The organism is Martinezella multihospitum (genome assembly GCF_900094585.1).
In the GTDB taxonomy this organism is placed as follows: Bacteria; Pseudomonadota; Alphaproteobacteria; order Rhizobiales; family Rhizobiaceae; genus Rhizobium; species Rhizobium multihospitium.
The window spans coordinates 23,261-39,313 of the sequence record NZ_FMAG01000003.1 but is presented as its reverse complement, the minus strand read 5'-3'; the positions used below and the strand labels follow the sequence as shown (position 1 = coordinate 39,313).

Genomic DNA, 16,053 nt, shown 5'->3' with positions numbered 1-16,053 from the left:
AGCTTCACAAAATGATTCAAGAAAAAGGCCGAGTTTTTACCCGGCCTTTTCAATTGGTTATGACGAAGTTCTCAGACTTCGTCATTGCCTGAGAGCAGGATGCCGATCAGCGAGAGCACTGCTGCCGCCGCCAGATAATAACCGACATAGACGAGGCCGTAATTGGTCGCGAGCCATGTAGCGATGTAGGGCGCCAGGGACGCACCGACGATGCCGCCGAGATTGAACGTCATGGACGCGCCGGTATAGCGCACGGTGGTCGGGAAGGGTGCCGCCAGAGCTGCGCCGATCGGGCCATAGGTAAAGCCCATCAGCGCCAGACCGATGATCGAGCAGGCGAAGGCACCGGCAAGGCCAGCCGTCAGCAGCGACGAATAGAACAGGCCGAAGATCAGGATGCCGATCGTCGTCAGGATGAGGACCAGACGGCGCGAATACCGATCCGACAACAGGCCCGAGATCGGGATCATCAGGCCGAAGAAGACGACGCCGACGAGCTGAACGACAAGGAATTGGCCCTGGGAATAGCCGAGACCGGCCGGAAGCGCACCGTTGCCCGGGGGGCGAGTGCCCCAGCTCAGCGTGAATGCTGTCATCAGATAGAACAGCACGAAGGTCGCCACCGCGATGATGGTGCCGAGAATCAAGCTGCGGAAGTGCGAACGGAAGATGACCGCGATCGGAACGGAAACGCGCTCTTCCTTCTCGATGGCGCGCTGGAATTCCGGGGTTTCGGTGATCTTCAGGCGGACATAAAGACCGATGGCGACCAACACGATGCTGATCAGGAAGGGAACGCGCCAGCCGTAGTTGAGGAAATCCGCATCCGCCATGCTTTCGCGCAGAATCAGGAAAAGACCTGCCGAAAGGATGAAGCCGATCGGTGCACCGAGCTGCGGGAACATGGCATACCAGCTGCGCTTGCCTTCCGGTGCGTTTTCCGTCGCAAGCAATACAGCGCCGCCCCATTCGCCGCCAAGGCCAAGACCCTGGCCGAGGCGGCAAAGTGCCAGCAGAATCGGTGCGAGGACACCGATCGACTCATAGGTCGGCAGCATGCCGATCACGACCGTCGAGAGGCCCATGGTCATCAGAGCAGCAACCAGCGTCGCCTTGCGACCGATCCGGTCACCGAAGTGACCGAAGATCATCGCGCCGATCGGGCGCGCGAAGAAGGCAATGGAGAAGGTCGCGAAGGACTGCAGGGTTGCGGACGTCGGATCGCTTGCCGGGAAGAACAGCTTCGGGAAGACGATCACCGCCGCCGTTGCATAAACATAGAAATCGAAAAATTCGATCGTTGTGCCGATGAGGCTCGCGATCAGAACACGTGCCGGGGAATTCGCAACAGCATTGTTCGATGACGAGGGGGTCGGCGATAAGGGAGATATCGCGTCAGTCATGTTCCCACCAATTCAGATGATGCTAAGGCGCGCTTAGCGGATAAAAATTGTCCTTAGCGTAATTTTTGTTCAACGCAAACGTTAACTGCGCAAGAAATCAGCGGTTGCGTGCTATTATTTTGCCGTAATTGTTGATTCGTGAGCAATCAGGCGGGCGTTTGTTGTTGGAGAGGCGTACTCCGGCGAGTCCTTACCGGAATCTTTTTCACCAATGGCCGATTCTCGCTTGGATTGCGGGCTGAGGAGAAGGATTTCATGCAGAAAAAACTCATCGCTGAGTTTCTTGGGACGTTTTGGCTCGTATTCGGCGGCTGCGGCAGTGCGATCTTCGCAGCGGCATTTCCGAGCCTCGGTATCGGTTTTCTAGGCGTTGCCTTTGCGTTCGGTCTGACCGTGCTGACCATGGCTTTTGCCGTCGGCGGCATATCGGGAGGGCACTTCAATCCGGCCGTTTCGGTCGGCCTGACGGTGGCTGGCCGCTTTCCCGGCGGGCAGCTCATTCCCTATATTATCGCGCAGGTGATCGGCGCGGTCGCCGCGGCGGCGGTGCTCTATCTGATCGCAAGCGGCAAGGCTGATTTCCAGCTCGGAGGCTTTGCTGCGAACGGCTATGGGGAACATTCTCCCGGCGGCTATTCCATGGTGTCGGCATTGGTGGCCGAAATCGTGCTGACGCTGTTCTTCCTGGTCGTGATTCTGGGCTCGACGAGCAGCAAGGTGCCGGCCGGCTTCGCGCCGATCGCCATCGGCTTGGCGTTGACGCTGATCCATCTGATCTCGATTCCGATCACCAACACGTCGGTCAATCCGGCCCGCTCGACGGGGCAGGCACTGTTTGTCGGCGGTTGGGCTTTGCAGCAGCTTTGGCTGTTTTGGGTCGCCCCTATCGTCGGCGGAGCGCTGGGTGGACTGGTCTGGAAACTGGTCGACGACAGCGAGTGATATCGTCGTCATTTTAATGCCTTGAGCCCCGTATCGAACTATCGATGCGGGGCTCATTGTTTAAAAAAATCTAAATGTAGCGATTTCAAAAGTAGCAACTCCATGATTCCAATGGCAGAATTCTTTAAGTCGGTTTGATTCGAACCATTCGACCATCGCCGGGACGGCGGAAAGTTAACGAAAGTAAACGCTTCATTAACCTTAATGTCGTTCTAATCGACCTATTGAAAGCGGGGTGAGAATCGCGGTTAGGCGAGGCCCAGCAAAAGCAAAGTTAGAGACCGTGGAGTCGGGGGTATTGATGGGTGGCAAGCATGTGGCTGTCCTTTTGGGCGGATTTTCCTCGGAGAGGCCGGTCAGCCTTTCCTCGGGAAAGGCATGTGCCGATGCCCTCGAAGCCGAAGGCTTCCAGGTAACTCGCGTCGATGTCGATCATGACGTTGCCAGCCGCCTGGCTGAGCTGAAGCCCGATGTGGTCTTCAATGCATTGCATGGTCCTTTCGGCGAAGACGGCACCATTCAGGGCATTCTGGAATATCTGCAGATTCCCTACACACATTCCGGCGTGCTTGCCTCGGCGCTTGCTATGGACAAGTCCCGCGCGAAGACGGTTGCCGCCGCGGCCGGTGTTCCGGTTGCCGGTTCGATCGTCATGGATCGCTTCGATATCGTTCGCGAGCACCCGATGCCGCCGCCCTATGTCGTAAAGCCGGTGCGCGAGGGGTCCAGTTTCGGTGTCGTGATCGTCAGGGAAGGCCAGGCGCATCCGCCGCAGATCATTACGTCGGCCGAATGGCGCTATGGCGATGAGGTTCTGGTCGAGCGTTATATCCACGGCCGCGAGCTGACCTGTGGCGTCATGGGTGGCAAGGTTCTGGGTGTGACCGAGATCGTGCCTCTTGGCCACAGCTTCTATGATTATGATGCCAAGTACGCGGCAGGTGGTTCAAAACATGTCTTGCCGGCGGAAATTTCACCGAATCTTTACCAAAAGATACAAACATTATCGTTAAGGGCGCATGAAGCTATCGGCTGCCGCGGTGTTAGTCGATCTGACTTCCGTTTTGACGATCGCTTTTCCGAAGAGGGCGAACTTGTCTGGTTGGAGATCAATACCCAGCCCGGCATGACTCCTACCTCCCTGGTGCCTGAAATGGCCGCGCATGCCGGCTACTCTTTTGGTGAATTTCTCCGGTGGATGGTGGAGGACGCGTCGTGTTTGCGCTGACGGTCAAAAATATAAGGCGGTCCCGTCATCGCGTCCCGCTCGCCATCGACGACGTCGAGGACGCATTTGTCCTGCCGCGTCCGCTGCGCCGCGCCGTTCGCTTCCTGGTCAGTCTTGGTTCGGGTCGCATTAACATTCCCGCTCATACGGGAACTATCTCGACTCTCGTTCTCCTTGCTGCGACCGGGCTTTATGGCATGTCGGTCGGTGGCCACACCCAGGCGGTCGCGGAAGCAACGACGTCTGCTGCGGGTTTTGCGATTGAGGATGTGAAGGTCTCCGGCAATGACGAGACCTCAGAAATCGAGATCCTGCAGCTGCTCGGCCTCGACGGCACGACCTCGCTCGTTGCCCTTAATGCCGATGCGGCCCGCCAGAAGATCGCGAATCTGCCCTGGGTTCAGAATGTCGAGGTTCGCAAGGTCTATCCGCGGACCGTCGAGGTGAAGCTCAAGGAGCGCAAGGCCTATGCGATCTGGCAGCACGGTTCCGAGCTTTCGCTGATCCAGAAGGATGGCAGCGTGATTGCGCCGCTGCGCGACAACAAGTTCGCAAAGCTGCCGCTCTTCGTCGGTCGCGATGCCGAAACCGCAGCCGCCTCCATCGACGACCAGTTTGCCAAGTGGCCCGATGTTCGCGACCACGTGAAGGCTTTCGTGCGTGTCGCCGGCCGTCGCTGGGATCTCTATCTGGATAACGGCGTCATCATCAAATTGCCGGAAGACAACATCGATGGTGCGCTCGCACGGCTGACCAAGCTCGACAAGGACGAAAACCTTCTGCAGCGCGATATCGCTGCCGTCGATCTCCGTATCGATGATCGTACCGCCATTGAGTTAACCCCGGATGCCGCAGTTCGTCGCCAGGCCGCAGTCGATGCAAGAAACAAGGCTTTGAAGAAAGCAGGTCAGGATACATGAGCTTATTCGGTTCGTCCCATTTCGGCCTGCCTCGGTTGAAGCCGCTCTCTTCGAAGCGGTCGCATATCGTGTCGGTCCTCGACATCGGCTCGACAAAGGTCGTCTGCATGATCGGCCGCCTGACGCCGCGCGAGGAGAGCCAGGTTCTCCCGAACCGCACGCATAATATCGAGATCATCGGTATCGGCCATCAGCGTTCCCGCGGCATCAAGACCGGCGTGATCGCCGATCTCGATGCTTTGGAAGGTGTCATCCGTCTTGCGGTGGATGCTGCAGAACGTATGGCTGGCCTCACTGTCGATAGTCTGATCGTCAATGTTTCCGCCGGCCGTCTCGGCAGCGACATCTACACGGCGACCATCGATCTCGGCGGTCAAGAAGTCGAGTCCAACGATCTCAAGAAGGTTCTGGCCGCAGCCTGCCAGCAGTCGGTCCGCCAGGAGCGCGCCGTGCTGCATTCGCTGGCAACCGGTTATTCCCTGGACGGCGAGCGCGGCATCCGCGATCCGCTGGCCATGTTCGGCGATGCTCTTGGTGTCGACATGCATGTGGTGACGGCAGAGCGCGCGGCACTTCGCAATCTCGAGCTCTGCATCAATCGCGCCCATCTCTCGGTCGAAGGCATGGTGGCAACACCCTACGCCAGCGGCCTTGCAGCTCTGGTCGACGATGAGGTCGAGCTCGGCTGCGCTGCGATCGATATGGGCGGCGGCACCACGACGATTTCGGTCTTTGCCGAGGGCAAGCTCGTGCATACCGATGCCGTCAGCCTTGGCGGCCATCATGTCACCACCGACCTTGCCCGCGGCCTTTCCACCCGCATCGAGGATGCGGAGCGCCTGAAGGTCGTCCATGCCTCGGCGCTCGCGAATTCTTCGGAAGAGCGTGAACTGATTTCCATCCCGCCGATCGGCGAAGACGAGCGTGACCAGCCGACACAGGTGCCGAAAGCACTGGTGTCGCGCATCGTCAAGGCTCGTATCGAGGAAACCCTCGAACTCATTCGCGATCGCATTCAGCGTTCGGGCTTCAGCCCGATCGTCGGCAAGCGCGTCGTCCTGACCGGCGGCGCCAGCCAGCTGACCGGTCTGCCCGATGTGGCGCGCCGGGTACTTGCCCGCAATGTCCGCATCGGTCGTCCGATGGGCGTGTCTGGTTTGCCGACGGCAGCCAAGGGGCCGGCTTTTTCGACCGCTGTGGGACTGATGATCTATCCGCAGGTCGCAGACATGGAAACACATGCGCCGAGCAGCGGTCTGCTCTCGTCGTTTGGAGGCAACAACAGCCGGATCGGCCGCGTCGGCCAATGGCTGAAAGAGAGTTTTTGAGTGCCTGATCCCGGAAATCCATTCCGGGGCAAGCGTCAGGCAAGTGAAATCGAGTGAATTGGCCGGCGTGGCGATGCGGCCATAAAGAGAAGGAACGGGTACAATGACTATCAAGCTGCATAAGCCAGATATCACCGAGCTTAAGCCGCGAATCACCGTGTTCGGTGTTGGTGGCGGTGGCGGCAATGCCGTCAACAACATGATCACGGCAGGCTTGCAGGGCGTCGATTTCGTCGTCGCCAACACCGATGCGCAGGCGCTGACCATGACGAAGGCAGAGCGGATCATCCAGCTCGGCGTCAACGTCACGGAAGGTCTCGGCGCCGGTTCGCAGCCGGAAGTCGGCCGTGCAGCTGCTGAAGAGTGCATCGATGAAATCATCGATCACCTGAACGGGACGCATATGTGCTTCGTCACCGCCGGCATGGGCGGCGGCACGGGTACGGGTGCTGCTCCGGTCGTCGCACAGGCCGCTCGCAACAAGGGCATCCTGACCGTCGGCGTCGTGACCAAGCCGTTCCACTTCGAAGGCGGCCGCCGCATGCGTCTGGCCGAAATGGGCATCCAGGAACTGCAGAAGTCGGTCGACACGTTGATCGTCATTCCGAACCAGAACCTCTTCCGTATCGCTAACGACAAGACGACTTTCGCCGACGCGTTCTCGATGGCCGACCAGGTTCTCTATTCGGGCGTTGCCTGCATCACCGATCTGATGGTGAAGGAAGGTCTCATCAACCTCGACTTCGCCGACGTCCGTTCGGTCATGCGCGAAATGGGCCGCGCCATGATGGGTACAGGCGAGGCTTCCGGCCAGGGCCGTGCAATGCAGGCTGCTGAAGCCGCCATTGCCAACCCGCTGCTCGACGAAACCTCGATGAAGGGTGCACAGGGCCTGCTGATCTCGATCACCGGCGGCCGTGACCTGACGCTATTCGAAGTCGACGAAGCTGCAACCCGCATCCGCGAAGAAGTCGATCCCGACGCCAACATCATCCTCGGCGCCACTTTCGACGAATCGCTTGAAGGCATCATCCGCGTTTCCGTCGTTGCAACGGGCATCGACCGTGCGATGAACGAAGCCGCAGACAGAGGTATGGAATTCCGCCCGGCCGCGAAGCCCGCTATGCGTCCTTCCGCGGCCGCCGCTCCGGTAGCGGCCGCAGCTCAGCCTGCCCACGTCGCGCAGGCCCAGACCGCACAGGCTGCCGCTCCGGCTCCTCGCACTGTCGATCCGGTTGCTCAGACGATTCGTGCGGTAGAAGCCGATCTGGAGCGCGAACTGGAATTCCAAATGGGCCGCCAGGCACATGCCCAGCAGCAGCCGGTCATGCCGCAGGCCGCAGCGCCGGAAGACAACTTCCGTCCGCAGAGCCGCATCTTCGCAGCAGCCCCGGAAGCCCAGCCGGTCCGTCAGGCTCCGGTTCAGCCGCAGCCTCAGCAGCAGGCGCCGGTCATGCATCAGCAGCCGGTCATTCGCCAGGCTCCCGAGCAGGTCCGCATGCCGAAGGTCGAGGATTTCCCGCCGGTCGTTAAGGCCGAAATGGAACATCGCGCCCAGCCGGCAGCCGCCCAGGCGACCGAAGAGCGTGGCCCAATGGGTCTCCTGAAGCGAATCACCAATTCGCTCGGCCGCCGCGAAGAGGATCCGGCCTTCGACGACATGATGGCTCCGACGAACAACGCCGCTCCGCAGCAGCGTCGTGCGCCGTCGCCGGAAGCAAGCCTCTACGCTCCGCGTCGCGGCAACCTCGACGATCATGGCCGCCAGGCTCCGCAGGCTCGCATGGCAAGCCATGAGGACGATCAGCTCGAGATTCCGGCCTTCCTGCGCCGCCAGTCGAACTGACCCGCAAAGGGCAGCCTTTTAATAGGTTGCTAACCATCTTGATGAAATCCGGGGCCGAAAGACCCCGGATTTCCTTATTTTATACCTGTTGTAATATTTAAAATTATTCAATGATTTCAATCTGCTGCTTTCGTAACAAAACGAAAGAAACAGTGATTTGGAATGCGATGTCCTGGCGCGTATGTAGATATCAAGCAAGCCCGCTGAATCACATTCGATGACGAATGTATGTGAGGTGCGTGGCATAGTTAACAGACTGAACCGGCGATAAGGGTAAGTGTCCGAAGATGACCGCCCGGCCTGGATCAGATAGACGAAGGCAGAATTACATGGCAATTGGATTGCTTGGTTTTCAGACCACCATTGCAAACCCTGTGACACTTTCCGGTATTGGCGTTCATTCCGGTGCTAACGTGTCGATCACCTTCTACCCCGCCGAAGCCGGCACCGGTGTCGTTTTCCAGCGCCTGCACGACAATGGCGATGTGACCGAACTGCGTGCCGTTTCCTCGCAGGTCGGCAATACGGATCTCTGCACGGTTCTCGGTTTTTCTCCGGCGCGCTCCGTCGCGACGGTCGAGCATGTCATGGCGGCGATCTATGCGATCGGCCTCGATAACGTCGTCGTCGAAGTGTCAGGTGCGGAAATGCCGATCATGGACGGCAGCTCCTATCCCTTCATCGAGGCGATCGAGCAGGTGGGTGTCGTTTCGCTCGGCGTCAAGCGTCGCTACATCCGCGTCATCAAGCCGGTGCGGATCGAAGCAGGCGGTTCCTGGTGTGAGTTTCGTCCGTATGACGGCACGCGCTTCGAAGTCGAGATCGACTTCGAATGCCCGCTGATCGGCCGCCAGAAGTGGGAAGGCGACCTGACCGCCGAGACCTTCAAGACGGAACTGTCGCGCGCCCGTACCTTCGGCTTCATGCGCGATGTCGAGCCCCTCTGGGCTTCGGGTCATGCGCTGGGTTCGTCGCTGGAAAATTCCGTCGTCATTTCTGACGACAACACCGTCATCAACGTCGAAGGCCTGCGTTACGCGAAGGACGAGTTCGTCCGCCACAAGACGCTCGATGCGGTCGGCGATCTGGCTCTCGCCGGTGCACAGTTCATTGGTTGCTACCGCTCCTATCGCGGCGGCCATCGCATGAATGCGAATGCCCTGAAGGCACTGCTCAGCGACGCTTCGGCTTATGAAGTCGTCGAAACCTCTGCACCGCGTCAACGCGGTCACGGCCGCGAGTTCATTGCGGTCAACGCCCCTGAATTCGCTCCCTGGTCGGCGTGATTTTTTCGGGATCGAAATGAAAAAAGGCGGCCGCTCTGATGAAGGGCGGCTCTTTTTTTGACGGACGACTCATCGGGTTTGTCTTCGGTCGCGAAGCGGCGGCAGGACGGTGCGGGCCGATATGAGAAATCCCTGTCAAAACAGTGATTAAAGGCTGCGGATATGCGGTCTTTGCCACAAAAATGCGTTAATGCACCATCAATGCGTTGCCCTGATGGTGTTTTTGCGGCTAGAAACGCCAGCGAGAGAACGCCGTCTCCGCAACGACGGCTATGGGACAGTCATCCGATGGGTTTTGCAAGGTCTGAACGCATGAATATCACAGCACGGGCTTTGCTCGTATCGCTCCTTCTGGCCGGTACCGGTGCGGTGGTGACGGGGTGTAATACGAAAAAGGATATCGACATCACCAAGCTCGGTGTCGAGACCGATCCGCCGGAGATGCTCTACAATCAGGGCCTTGCCAACATCAAGGCCGGCAACATGACGGAGGCCGGCAAGAAGTTCGATGCCATCAATCAGCAGCAGCCCTTCTCCGAATGGGCTCGCAAGGCATTGGTGATGAGCACCTTCGTGAAGTATCGCACTGGTCGTTATGATGATGCGGTGCAGACCGGCAATACCTATCTCAAGCAATATCCGGGCTCGGAAGATGCCGACTATGTGCAGTATCTGGTCGGTTCGTCCTATGCCAAGCAGATCGTCGACGTGACGCAGGACCAGCGTGCGGCGCAGCAGACGATCGAGGCGATGACCAAGCTCGTCAATACCTATCCGAAGTCGCAATATGTCAGCGACGCTCAGGAAAAAATCCGCTTCGCCAAGGATCAGCTTGCCGGCAAGGAAATGCAGGTCGGCCGTTATTATCTGGAGCGCAAGGATTATCTGGCTGCCATTTCCCGCTTCCGCGTGGTGGTGGAGCAGTATCCGACGACGAACCAGATCGAAGAAGCCCTGGCGCGGCTCGTCGAAGCTTATTATGCGATGGGTATCGTACCCGAAGCGCAAACGGCGGCTGCCGTTCTCGGCCACAACTATCCGGACAGCCGCTGGTATAAGGATTCCTATCAGCTGCTGCAGAAGGGCGGCGTAGAGCCGAGTGAAAACTCGGGCTCGTGGATTTCCAGAGCGGGCAAAAAACTTCTTCTTGGGACGTGAGATTGAGCGCAGATGCTGATCCAGCTTTCGATCCGCGATATCGTTTTGATCGAGCGGCTGGATCTTGCCTTCGAGTCCGGACTTTCGGTGTTGACCGGCGAGACGGGTGCGGGCAAATCCATCCTGCTTGACAGTCTGTCGCTGGCTCTCGGCGGGCGCGGCGATGGCGGGCTTGTGCGCCATGGCGAGGATCGTGGCCAGGTGACTGCGGTTTTCGATGTCGGCACGCAGCACCCGGCCCGAAAGCTTTTGCGCGACAATGATATCGATGATGACGGCGATCTGATCTTCCGCCGCGTCCAATCCGCTGACGGGCGTACAAAGGCCTTTGTCAACGACCAGGCGCTTAGCGTACAGCTCATGCGCCAGATCGGCCAGCTCCTCGTCGAAATTCACGGTCAGCATGATGACCGCGCGCTCGTCGATACCGACGCGCACCGCACCTTGCTGGATGCCTTTGCCGGCCTCGCCGAAGAGGCGCAGGAGGTCGGCGGGCTGCACAAGGTCTGGCGCGATACCGATCGGACTTTGAAGAGGCACCGGGAGCAGGTCGAGAAGGCCGCGCGTGAAGCGGATTATCTCCGCGCCTCTGTCGAGGAGCTGGAGAAGCTCTCGCCGCAGGACGGCGAAGAGGATGAACTTGCCGAAAAGCGCTCGCGGATGATGAAGGCCGAGCGCATCGCCGGCGATATCGCCGAGGCTTCCGAATTCCTCAATGGCAACGCATCGCCTGTGCCGCATATCGCATCGCTGGTGCGCCGGCTGGAGCGCAAGAGCCACGAGGCGCCGGGCCTGCTGGAAGATACTGTGGCGCTGCTCGACGCCGCTCTCGACCAGCTTTCCAACGCACAGATGGAAGTAGAAGCAGCACTCCGCAAGACGGAATATGATCCGCGCGAACTAGAGCGCGTCGAAGAGCGTCTGTTCGCGCTGCGGGGTGCCTCGCGTAAATATTCGGTGCCGGTGACGGAACTGCCGGCCTTGGCAGCGCGCATGATTTCGGATCTCGCCGATCTTGATGCGGGCGAGGAGAGGCTGTCGCGCCTTGCCGCGGAGCTTTCCGCCGCCAAGGCGGAGTATGATGTTGCCGCGCGCAGTCTGTCGGAGAAACGTCGCCATGCCGGCGAGGCTCTTGCCGCAGCCGTCATGGCCGAGTTGCCGGCCCTGAAGCTTGAGCGCGCGCGTTTCATGGTGGAGATATCAAGCGATCCAGAGGCCGGGACGGCCGAGGGCATCGATGTCGTAGAATTCCACGTGCAGACCAATCCTGGCACGCGGCCGGGGCCGATTACCAAGGTTGCCTCCGGCGGTGAGCTGTCGCGTTTCCTGCTGGCGCTGAAGGTTGCGCTTGCCGATCGCGGCTCGGCGCCGACCCTCGTCTTCGACGAAATCGATACCGGCGTCGGCGGCGCGGTTGCCGATGCGATCGGCCAGCGGCTGAAGCGCCTGTCCGATCGCGTGCAGGTGCTGTCGGTCACCCACGCGCCACAGGTCGCGGCCCGCGCCGCAACGCATCTGCTGATCTCCAAGGGACCGGTTGCGGACGGCTCGGAAAAGATTTCCACGCGCGTCGCAACCATGGAACCGAAGGATCGCACCGAGGAAATCGCTCGCATGCTCGCGGGTGCTTCGGTAACCGAAGAGGCGAGGGCGGCCGCCAAGCGCTTGCTGGCTGGTAACGGGTGATCTCTCCTATGGTGTTGTCGAGGGATATGCCTGCGACGACTTGCCCGAAGCGGACATAGCAGCAAGCTCAGCGACGATAGCGCTGACGCGCGCCTGAACTCATCATCTGCCGCCGGCATGTTGCTTCGGTTTTTCGACGGTCTTGCGTCATATATCCTTCATCGTCCCCGGTTAGGCAGGCCAGAATCCGGAGACTTTCAATGCATTCGACTGCACAGCCAAATCGGCCAAAAATCGCAGAAACCGTCATCCACCCGACGGCGAACATAAGGGATTCGAGCGTTGGCAGATGCTGTGAGATTTTGGCGGACACATCTTTGCACACGGCCGAAATCGGAGATTTCTCTTACTTGGGGCCGCGCTGCATTGTCGGTGACGCAACGATTGGAAAGTTCTGTGCCATTGCGGCGGAAGTCAGGATTGGCGCTCCCAATCATCCAATGGACCGCCCATCCATGCACCGCTTCACCTACTGTCCGGAATATTATGCGGCAGGCGCCGTCCGGGATCACGCCTTTTTCGATCAGCGAAAGGAAGACCGCGCTGTCATCGGCAACGATGTCTGGATTGGTCACGGCGTGATCGTTTTGCCCGGCGTAAAGGTTGGAGACGGCGCCGTGCTTGCAGCAGGCGCGGTCGTCACCAAAGATGTCCAACCATATACGATTGTCGGTGGCATTCCCGCCAAATTCATTCGAGAGCGCTTCACACGAACCATCGCAGAGAGACTTGCGTCTATCGCCTGGTGGAATTGGCCCTTCGAAACCATCATGGAGCGGCTTGCCGATTTTCAGTCAAGCGACATCGAAGCCTTTTGCGAGCGCTGGTCTTAACCCGCCTCTGACGATTTTGCCGTCAGCCTTTGGCCTGACTATTCTGCGGAATGGGTGTGGTGTGCTGGTAGTGAGTGACGAAATACGGCTGTGTGACGTAGCTTGTCGTCGGAGCTTCGTAAGGCTCCTGGTTCCGCTGATGGGCACGCTTTTGTGCGACACGCATTAGAGCTGACACTTAGGATCGATCATGTCCTCCGCGGACCCGCGGGATTTGTGTGCTTCGTTTATTCTCGCGAGAATATAGAAACCACGCTGTCCATCCGGCAATATCGAGCCGAAAACGCCGACCACGACGTTTTCCATATTTGAGCGGGCGCCATCAACTCCGTCTGCGACGAGCTTCAGTGGGTTCAAATTCGAGAGGTCGTCGGCTGCATGGAAGGTTGCCCACCAACCAGCTCTGGTCTTCAAATCTGTAAACCGGCCGCTTTCAATCTCCGTCACATGGCTCTTCAGCAAAGCCCTGAAGCGAGGCGTCTCGCACCCCATGTGGATATGAAGCCGATCTTGCGTGCGCCAGCTGGCAGCGTTTATCGCAAGCGCAAAATTCTGTGGCGAAGCCTTCATTGCACGCGGATCGATTGCCGAAAGCTCTCTCCACGCTTCGTCAAAATAGTTCGGTGCTCCCGCGGCCAGAAGGCGTGGGTCTTCGATGCCGGGTACATCGGCAAGCGGTGCAAGGATCGTGCGTTCTTTGTCAGCAGGCTCGCGAAGAACAACGTATGAAGACAATGGGTCCTGCGACTGGACTAACTTGAGACACGGATATGGTGAGCCTGTGAGGGTAGAGTTGACTTCGCAAGCTCTAACGACCAGCCCCAAAGCGGAACGGCTGACGAACGAGCTCATGATCATGACTGCAATAACAAGGAAAATAGAGAGAACGGTAAGACGGTGCTTCATGCGTGGTTTCGAATTTCTGCTGATGATCCAATCACTTCCGGAGATGTGGTTCTCACAATATAGCCTACCTTAAATCCCCTGCGATAGACGCGGAAGAGCTGCTGCCCCAGGAATTGGATAGAGAATTCCACCAGGGATGTCTGGGCGCTGATATTTCCCGCACCTGTAACATGAAGAGCGACCGATCATGGCGTAAAGTTGTCGTGAGCGCCGCCGCTACCTTTATCGGCCCGGCTATTGAATTGCGGATTTTTCCCTTTGTTTTTACGTGCTCCGGGCTGAAAACCGCTTCGCACTTTTCGCGGAAGTGCTCTAAAACATCTTCGAAATCGGGGAGTGTAGATTCATGAGCACCGAACAGAAGCCCGTCGAGGATTTGACCGAGGAAGAAGCGGCGGCGGCGCTTGCCTATCTGGCTGCGGAGGTCGCGCGCAACGACGCGCTTTATCATGGCAAGGACGCACCGGAGATTTCGGATGCCGAGTATGATGCGCTGAAGCGACGCAATGATGCCATCGAGGCTCGGTTCCCCGCCCTGATTCGCGCCGACAGCCCATCGCGGCGGGTGGGGGCAGCACCTTCGGAGACCTTTGCGCCTGTCGTCCATGCAAGGCCGATGCTCTCGCTCGACAACACGTTCTCGCAGGAAGATGTCGAGGATTTCGTTGCCAGCGTCTATCGTTTCCTCGGTCGCCTGCCGGATAATTCGATCGCCTTTACCGCTGAGCCGAAGATCGACGGTCTTTCCATGTCCATCCGTTACGAGAATGGCCGCATGGTGAGCGCCGCGACGCGCGGCGACGGTACGACGGGCGAGAACGTCACCGCCAATATCAGGACCATCCAGGAAATCCCCCAGACCTTGCCCGCAGGCGCTCCTGCCGTCGTCGAGGTGCGCGGCGAGGTCTATATGGCCAAGAGCGACTTCCTGGCGCTCAACGCGCAGATGGAGGCTGAGGGCAAGCAGACCTATGTCAATCCGCGCAATACGGCGGCAGGATCGCTGCGTCAGCTCGACGCGAAGGTGACGGCGAGCCGCAAGCTGAAGTTCTTTGCCTATGCCTGGGGCGAGATGTCGGACATGCCGGCCGATACGCAATACGGCATGGTGCAGACCTTCAAATCCTGGGGTTTCCCGGTCAATCCGCTTATGGAACGGCTGAGCTCAGTCGCCGACATTCTCGGTCACTACGAGGAGATCGGCCTGCAGCGGCCAGATCTCGATTACGATATCGATGGCGTCGTCTACAAGGTCGACAGCCTGGAACTGCAGGCCCGCCTCGGCTTCCGTTCGCGCTCGCCGCGCTGGGCGACCGCGCATAAATTTCCGGCGGAACAGGCCTTCACGCGCCTGGTCGGCATCGACATCCAGGTCGGCCGCACTGGCGCGCTGACGCCGGTCGCGCGGCTGGAGCCGATCACGGTCGGCGGTGTTGTCGTCACCAATGCGACCCTGCACAATGCCGACTATATCAAGGGCATCGGCAACAAGGGCGAGCTGATCCGCGACGGCCGCGATATTCGCGTCGGCGATATGGTGATCGTGCAGCGGGCTGGCGACGTCATCCCACAGATCGTCGATGTCGTGATGGAGAAGCGCGAGCCGTCGAGCGCGCCTTACGAGTTTCCGAAAGTGTGTCCTGTCTGCGGCAGCCATGCGGTGCGCGATATCAATGAGAAGACCGGCAAGGTCGATGCGGTCACGCGCTGCACAGGCGGTTTCATCTGCCGGGCGCAAGCGACCGAGCATCTCAAGCATTTCGTCTCGCGCAATGCCTATGACATCGAGGGGCTTGGCTCGAAGCAGATCGATTTCTTTTTCGAGAGCGAGGATCCGGCGCTGCAGATCAGGATTGCGCCTGATATCTTCACTTTGGAAAAGCGCCAGCAAGCATCGCTTGCGAAGCTGGAAAATATCGACGGTTTCGGCAAGGTCAGCGTCGGCAAGCTTTATGCAGCGATCAACGAGCGGCGGCAGATCGCCTTGCATCGCTTCATCTTCGCGCTCGGTATTCGCCATGTCGGCGAGACGACGGCCAAGCTGCTTGCACGGTCCTACGGCACTTACGCGGCCTTCGAGGTGGGGATGAAGGAAGCGGCACCCCTTAGCGGTGATGCGTGGAACGACCTCAACAATATCGAGGGCATCGGCGAGGTGGTGGCGCGCGCCATCGTCGAATTCTACAAGGAGCCGCGCAATACCGAAGTTATCGCGAAGCTCCTGGAGGAAGTGCAGCCGCAGGAGGCCGAGCAGCCGGTGACCTCAGGCAGTCCCGTCGCCGGCAAGACGGTCGTCTTTACTGGTTCGCTGGAAAAGTTCACGCGCGACGAGGCCAAGGCGAAGGCTGAGAGCCTTGGAGCCAAGGTTTCCGGCTCGGTGTCGAAGAAGACCGATATCGTCGTGGCCGGGCCGGGTGCCGGCTCCAAGCTCGACAAGGCGCGCGAGTTCAATGTCCAGGTCATGACCGAGGACGAGTGGCTGGATTTGATCGGCTGATGATGGTTGGCGGCGGAATC

Annotated in this window: 12 protein-coding genes; 10 read left to right on the top strand and 2 right to left on the bottom strand. The window is 59.2% G+C overall.

Translation table 11 applies throughout. The annotated features are described in order from the left end of the window. Positions 1–71 precede the first annotated feature (71 nt). Complete coding sequence (locus GA0061103_RS11770; RefSeq protein WP_092711343.1) at positions 72–1,403, bottom strand: MFS transporter; 1,332 nt, start codon at positions 1,401–1,403, stop codon at positions 72–74. A gap of 255 nt (positions 1,404–1,658) precedes the next feature. On the opposite strand from GA0061103_RS11770, the gene aqpZ reads away from it, so the two are divergent. The 9 genes from aqpZ (at position 1,659) to GA0061103_RS11725 (ending at position 12,630) form a co-directional block, all read left to right on the top strand. Next, on the top strand, positions 1,659–2,345 hold the full coding sequence (aqpZ, locus tag GA0061103_RS11765; protein WP_092711341.1) for an aquaporin Z: 687 nt from the start codon (positions 1,659–1,661) through the stop codon (positions 2,343–2,345). Between the two features lie 301 nt (positions 2,346–2,646). Continuing rightward, on the top strand, positions 2,647–3,573 hold the full coding sequence (locus GA0061103_RS11760; protein WP_092711339.1) for a D-alanine--D-alanine ligase: 927 nt from the start codon (positions 2,647–2,649) through the stop codon (positions 3,571–3,573). Beyond that, the gene (locus GA0061103_RS11755) at positions 3,561–4,493 is read left to right on the top strand and encodes a cell division protein FtsQ/DivIB (RefSeq protein ID WP_092711337.1); all 933 of its coding nucleotides are present in this window, start codon (positions 3,561–3,563) and stop codon (positions 4,491–4,493) included. Before GA0061103_RS11760 ends, GA0061103_RS11755 begins: the two co-directional genes overlap by 13 nt. Next, entirely contained in the window at positions 4,490–5,821 is a 1,332-nt protein-coding gene (ftsA, locus tag GA0061103_RS11750) for a cell division protein FtsA (RefSeq protein WP_092711335.1), read from the top strand. Before GA0061103_RS11755 ends, ftsA begins: the two co-directional genes overlap by 4 nt. Before the next feature lie 103 nt (positions 5,822–5,924). Continuing rightward, complete coding sequence (gene ftsZ, locus GA0061103_RS11745; RefSeq protein WP_092711333.1) at positions 5,925–7,667, top strand: cell division protein FtsZ; 1,743 nt, start codon at positions 5,925–5,927, stop codon at positions 7,665–7,667. A 329-nt stretch (positions 7,668–7,996) separates the two neighbouring features. After that, positions 7,997–8,953 (top strand): UDP-3-O-acyl-N-acetylglucosamine deacetylase, encoded by a 957-nt coding sequence (gene lpxC / locus GA0061103_RS11740; RefSeq protein ID WP_092711331.1) that lies wholly within the window; start codon positions 7,997–7,999, stop codon positions 8,951–8,953. 288 nt (positions 8,954–9,241) lie between these two features. Continuing rightward, complete coding sequence (locus GA0061103_RS11735; RefSeq protein ID WP_208603511.1) at positions 9,242–10,111, top strand: outer membrane protein assembly factor BamD; 870 nt, start codon at positions 9,242–9,244, stop codon at positions 10,109–10,111. 12 nt (positions 10,112–10,123) lie between these two features. After that, entirely contained in the window at positions 10,124–11,797 is a 1,674-nt protein-coding gene (gene recN, locus GA0061103_RS11730; RefSeq protein WP_092711327.1) for a DNA repair protein RecN, read from the top strand. Between the two features lie 200 nt (positions 11,798–11,997). Further along, entirely contained in the window at positions 11,998–12,630 is a 633-nt protein-coding gene (locus GA0061103_RS11725; RefSeq protein ID WP_092711325.1) for a DapH/DapD/GlmU-related protein, read from the top strand. 165 nt (positions 12,631–12,795) lie between these two features. Here GA0061103_RS11725 and GA0061103_RS11720 read toward each other — a convergent pair whose 3' ends face one another. Further along, positions 12,796–13,536, bottom strand: coding sequence for a CDP-diacylglycerol diphosphatase (locus GA0061103_RS11720; RefSeq protein WP_092711323.1), 741 nt, complete (start codon positions 13,534–13,536; stop codon positions 12,796–12,798). 346 nt (positions 13,537–13,882) lie between these two features. Between GA0061103_RS11720 and ligA the strand changes: the two genes are divergently transcribed. Then, on the top strand, positions 13,883–16,033 hold the full coding sequence (ligA, locus tag GA0061103_RS11715; protein WP_092711322.1) for an NAD-dependent DNA ligase LigA: 2,151 nt from the start codon (positions 13,883–13,885) through the stop codon (positions 16,031–16,033). Positions 16,034–16,053: the final 20 nt, after the last annotated feature.

Excerpts from the sequence above, each read along its gene's own strand:
- GA0061103_RS11770 (WP_092711343.1), bottom strand. The coding sequence starts at position 1,403 with ATGACTGACGCGATATCTCCCTTATCGCCGACCCCCTCGTCATCGAAC.
- aqpZ (WP_092711341.1), top strand. The coding sequence starts at position 1,659 with ATGCAGAAAAAACTCATCGCTGAGTTTCTTGGGACGTTTTGGCTCGTA.
- GA0061103_RS11760 (WP_092711339.1), top strand. The coding sequence starts at position 2,647 with ATGGGTGGCAAGCATGTGGCTGTCCTTTTGGGCGGATTTTCCTCGGAG.
- ftsA (WP_092711335.1), top strand. The coding sequence starts at position 4,490 with ATGAGCTTATTCGGTTCGTCCCATTTCGGCCTGCCTCGGTTGAAGCCG.
- ftsZ (WP_092711333.1), top strand. The coding sequence starts at position 5,925 with ATGACTATCAAGCTGCATAAGCCAGATATCACCGAGCTTAAGCCGCGA.
- lpxC (WP_092711331.1), top strand. The coding sequence starts at position 7,997 with ATGGCAATTGGATTGCTTGGTTTTCAGACCACCATTGCAAACCCTGTG.
- GA0061103_RS11735 (WP_208603511.1), top strand. The coding sequence starts at position 9,242 with ATGGGTTTTGCAAGGTCTGAACGCATGAATATCACAGCACGGGCTTTG.
- recN (WP_092711327.1), top strand. The coding sequence starts at position 10,124 with ATGCTGATCCAGCTTTCGATCCGCGATATCGTTTTGATCGAGCGGCTG.
- GA0061103_RS11725 (WP_092711325.1), top strand. The coding sequence starts at position 11,998 with ATGCATTCGACTGCACAGCCAAATCGGCCAAAAATCGCAGAAACCGTC.
- GA0061103_RS11720 (WP_092711323.1), bottom strand. The coding sequence starts at position 13,536 with ATGAAGCACCGTCTTACCGTTCTCTCTATTTTCCTTGTTATTGCAGTC.
- ligA (WP_092711322.1), top strand. The coding sequence starts at position 13,883 with ATGAGCACCGAACAGAAGCCCGTCGAGGATTTGACCGAGGAAGAAGCG.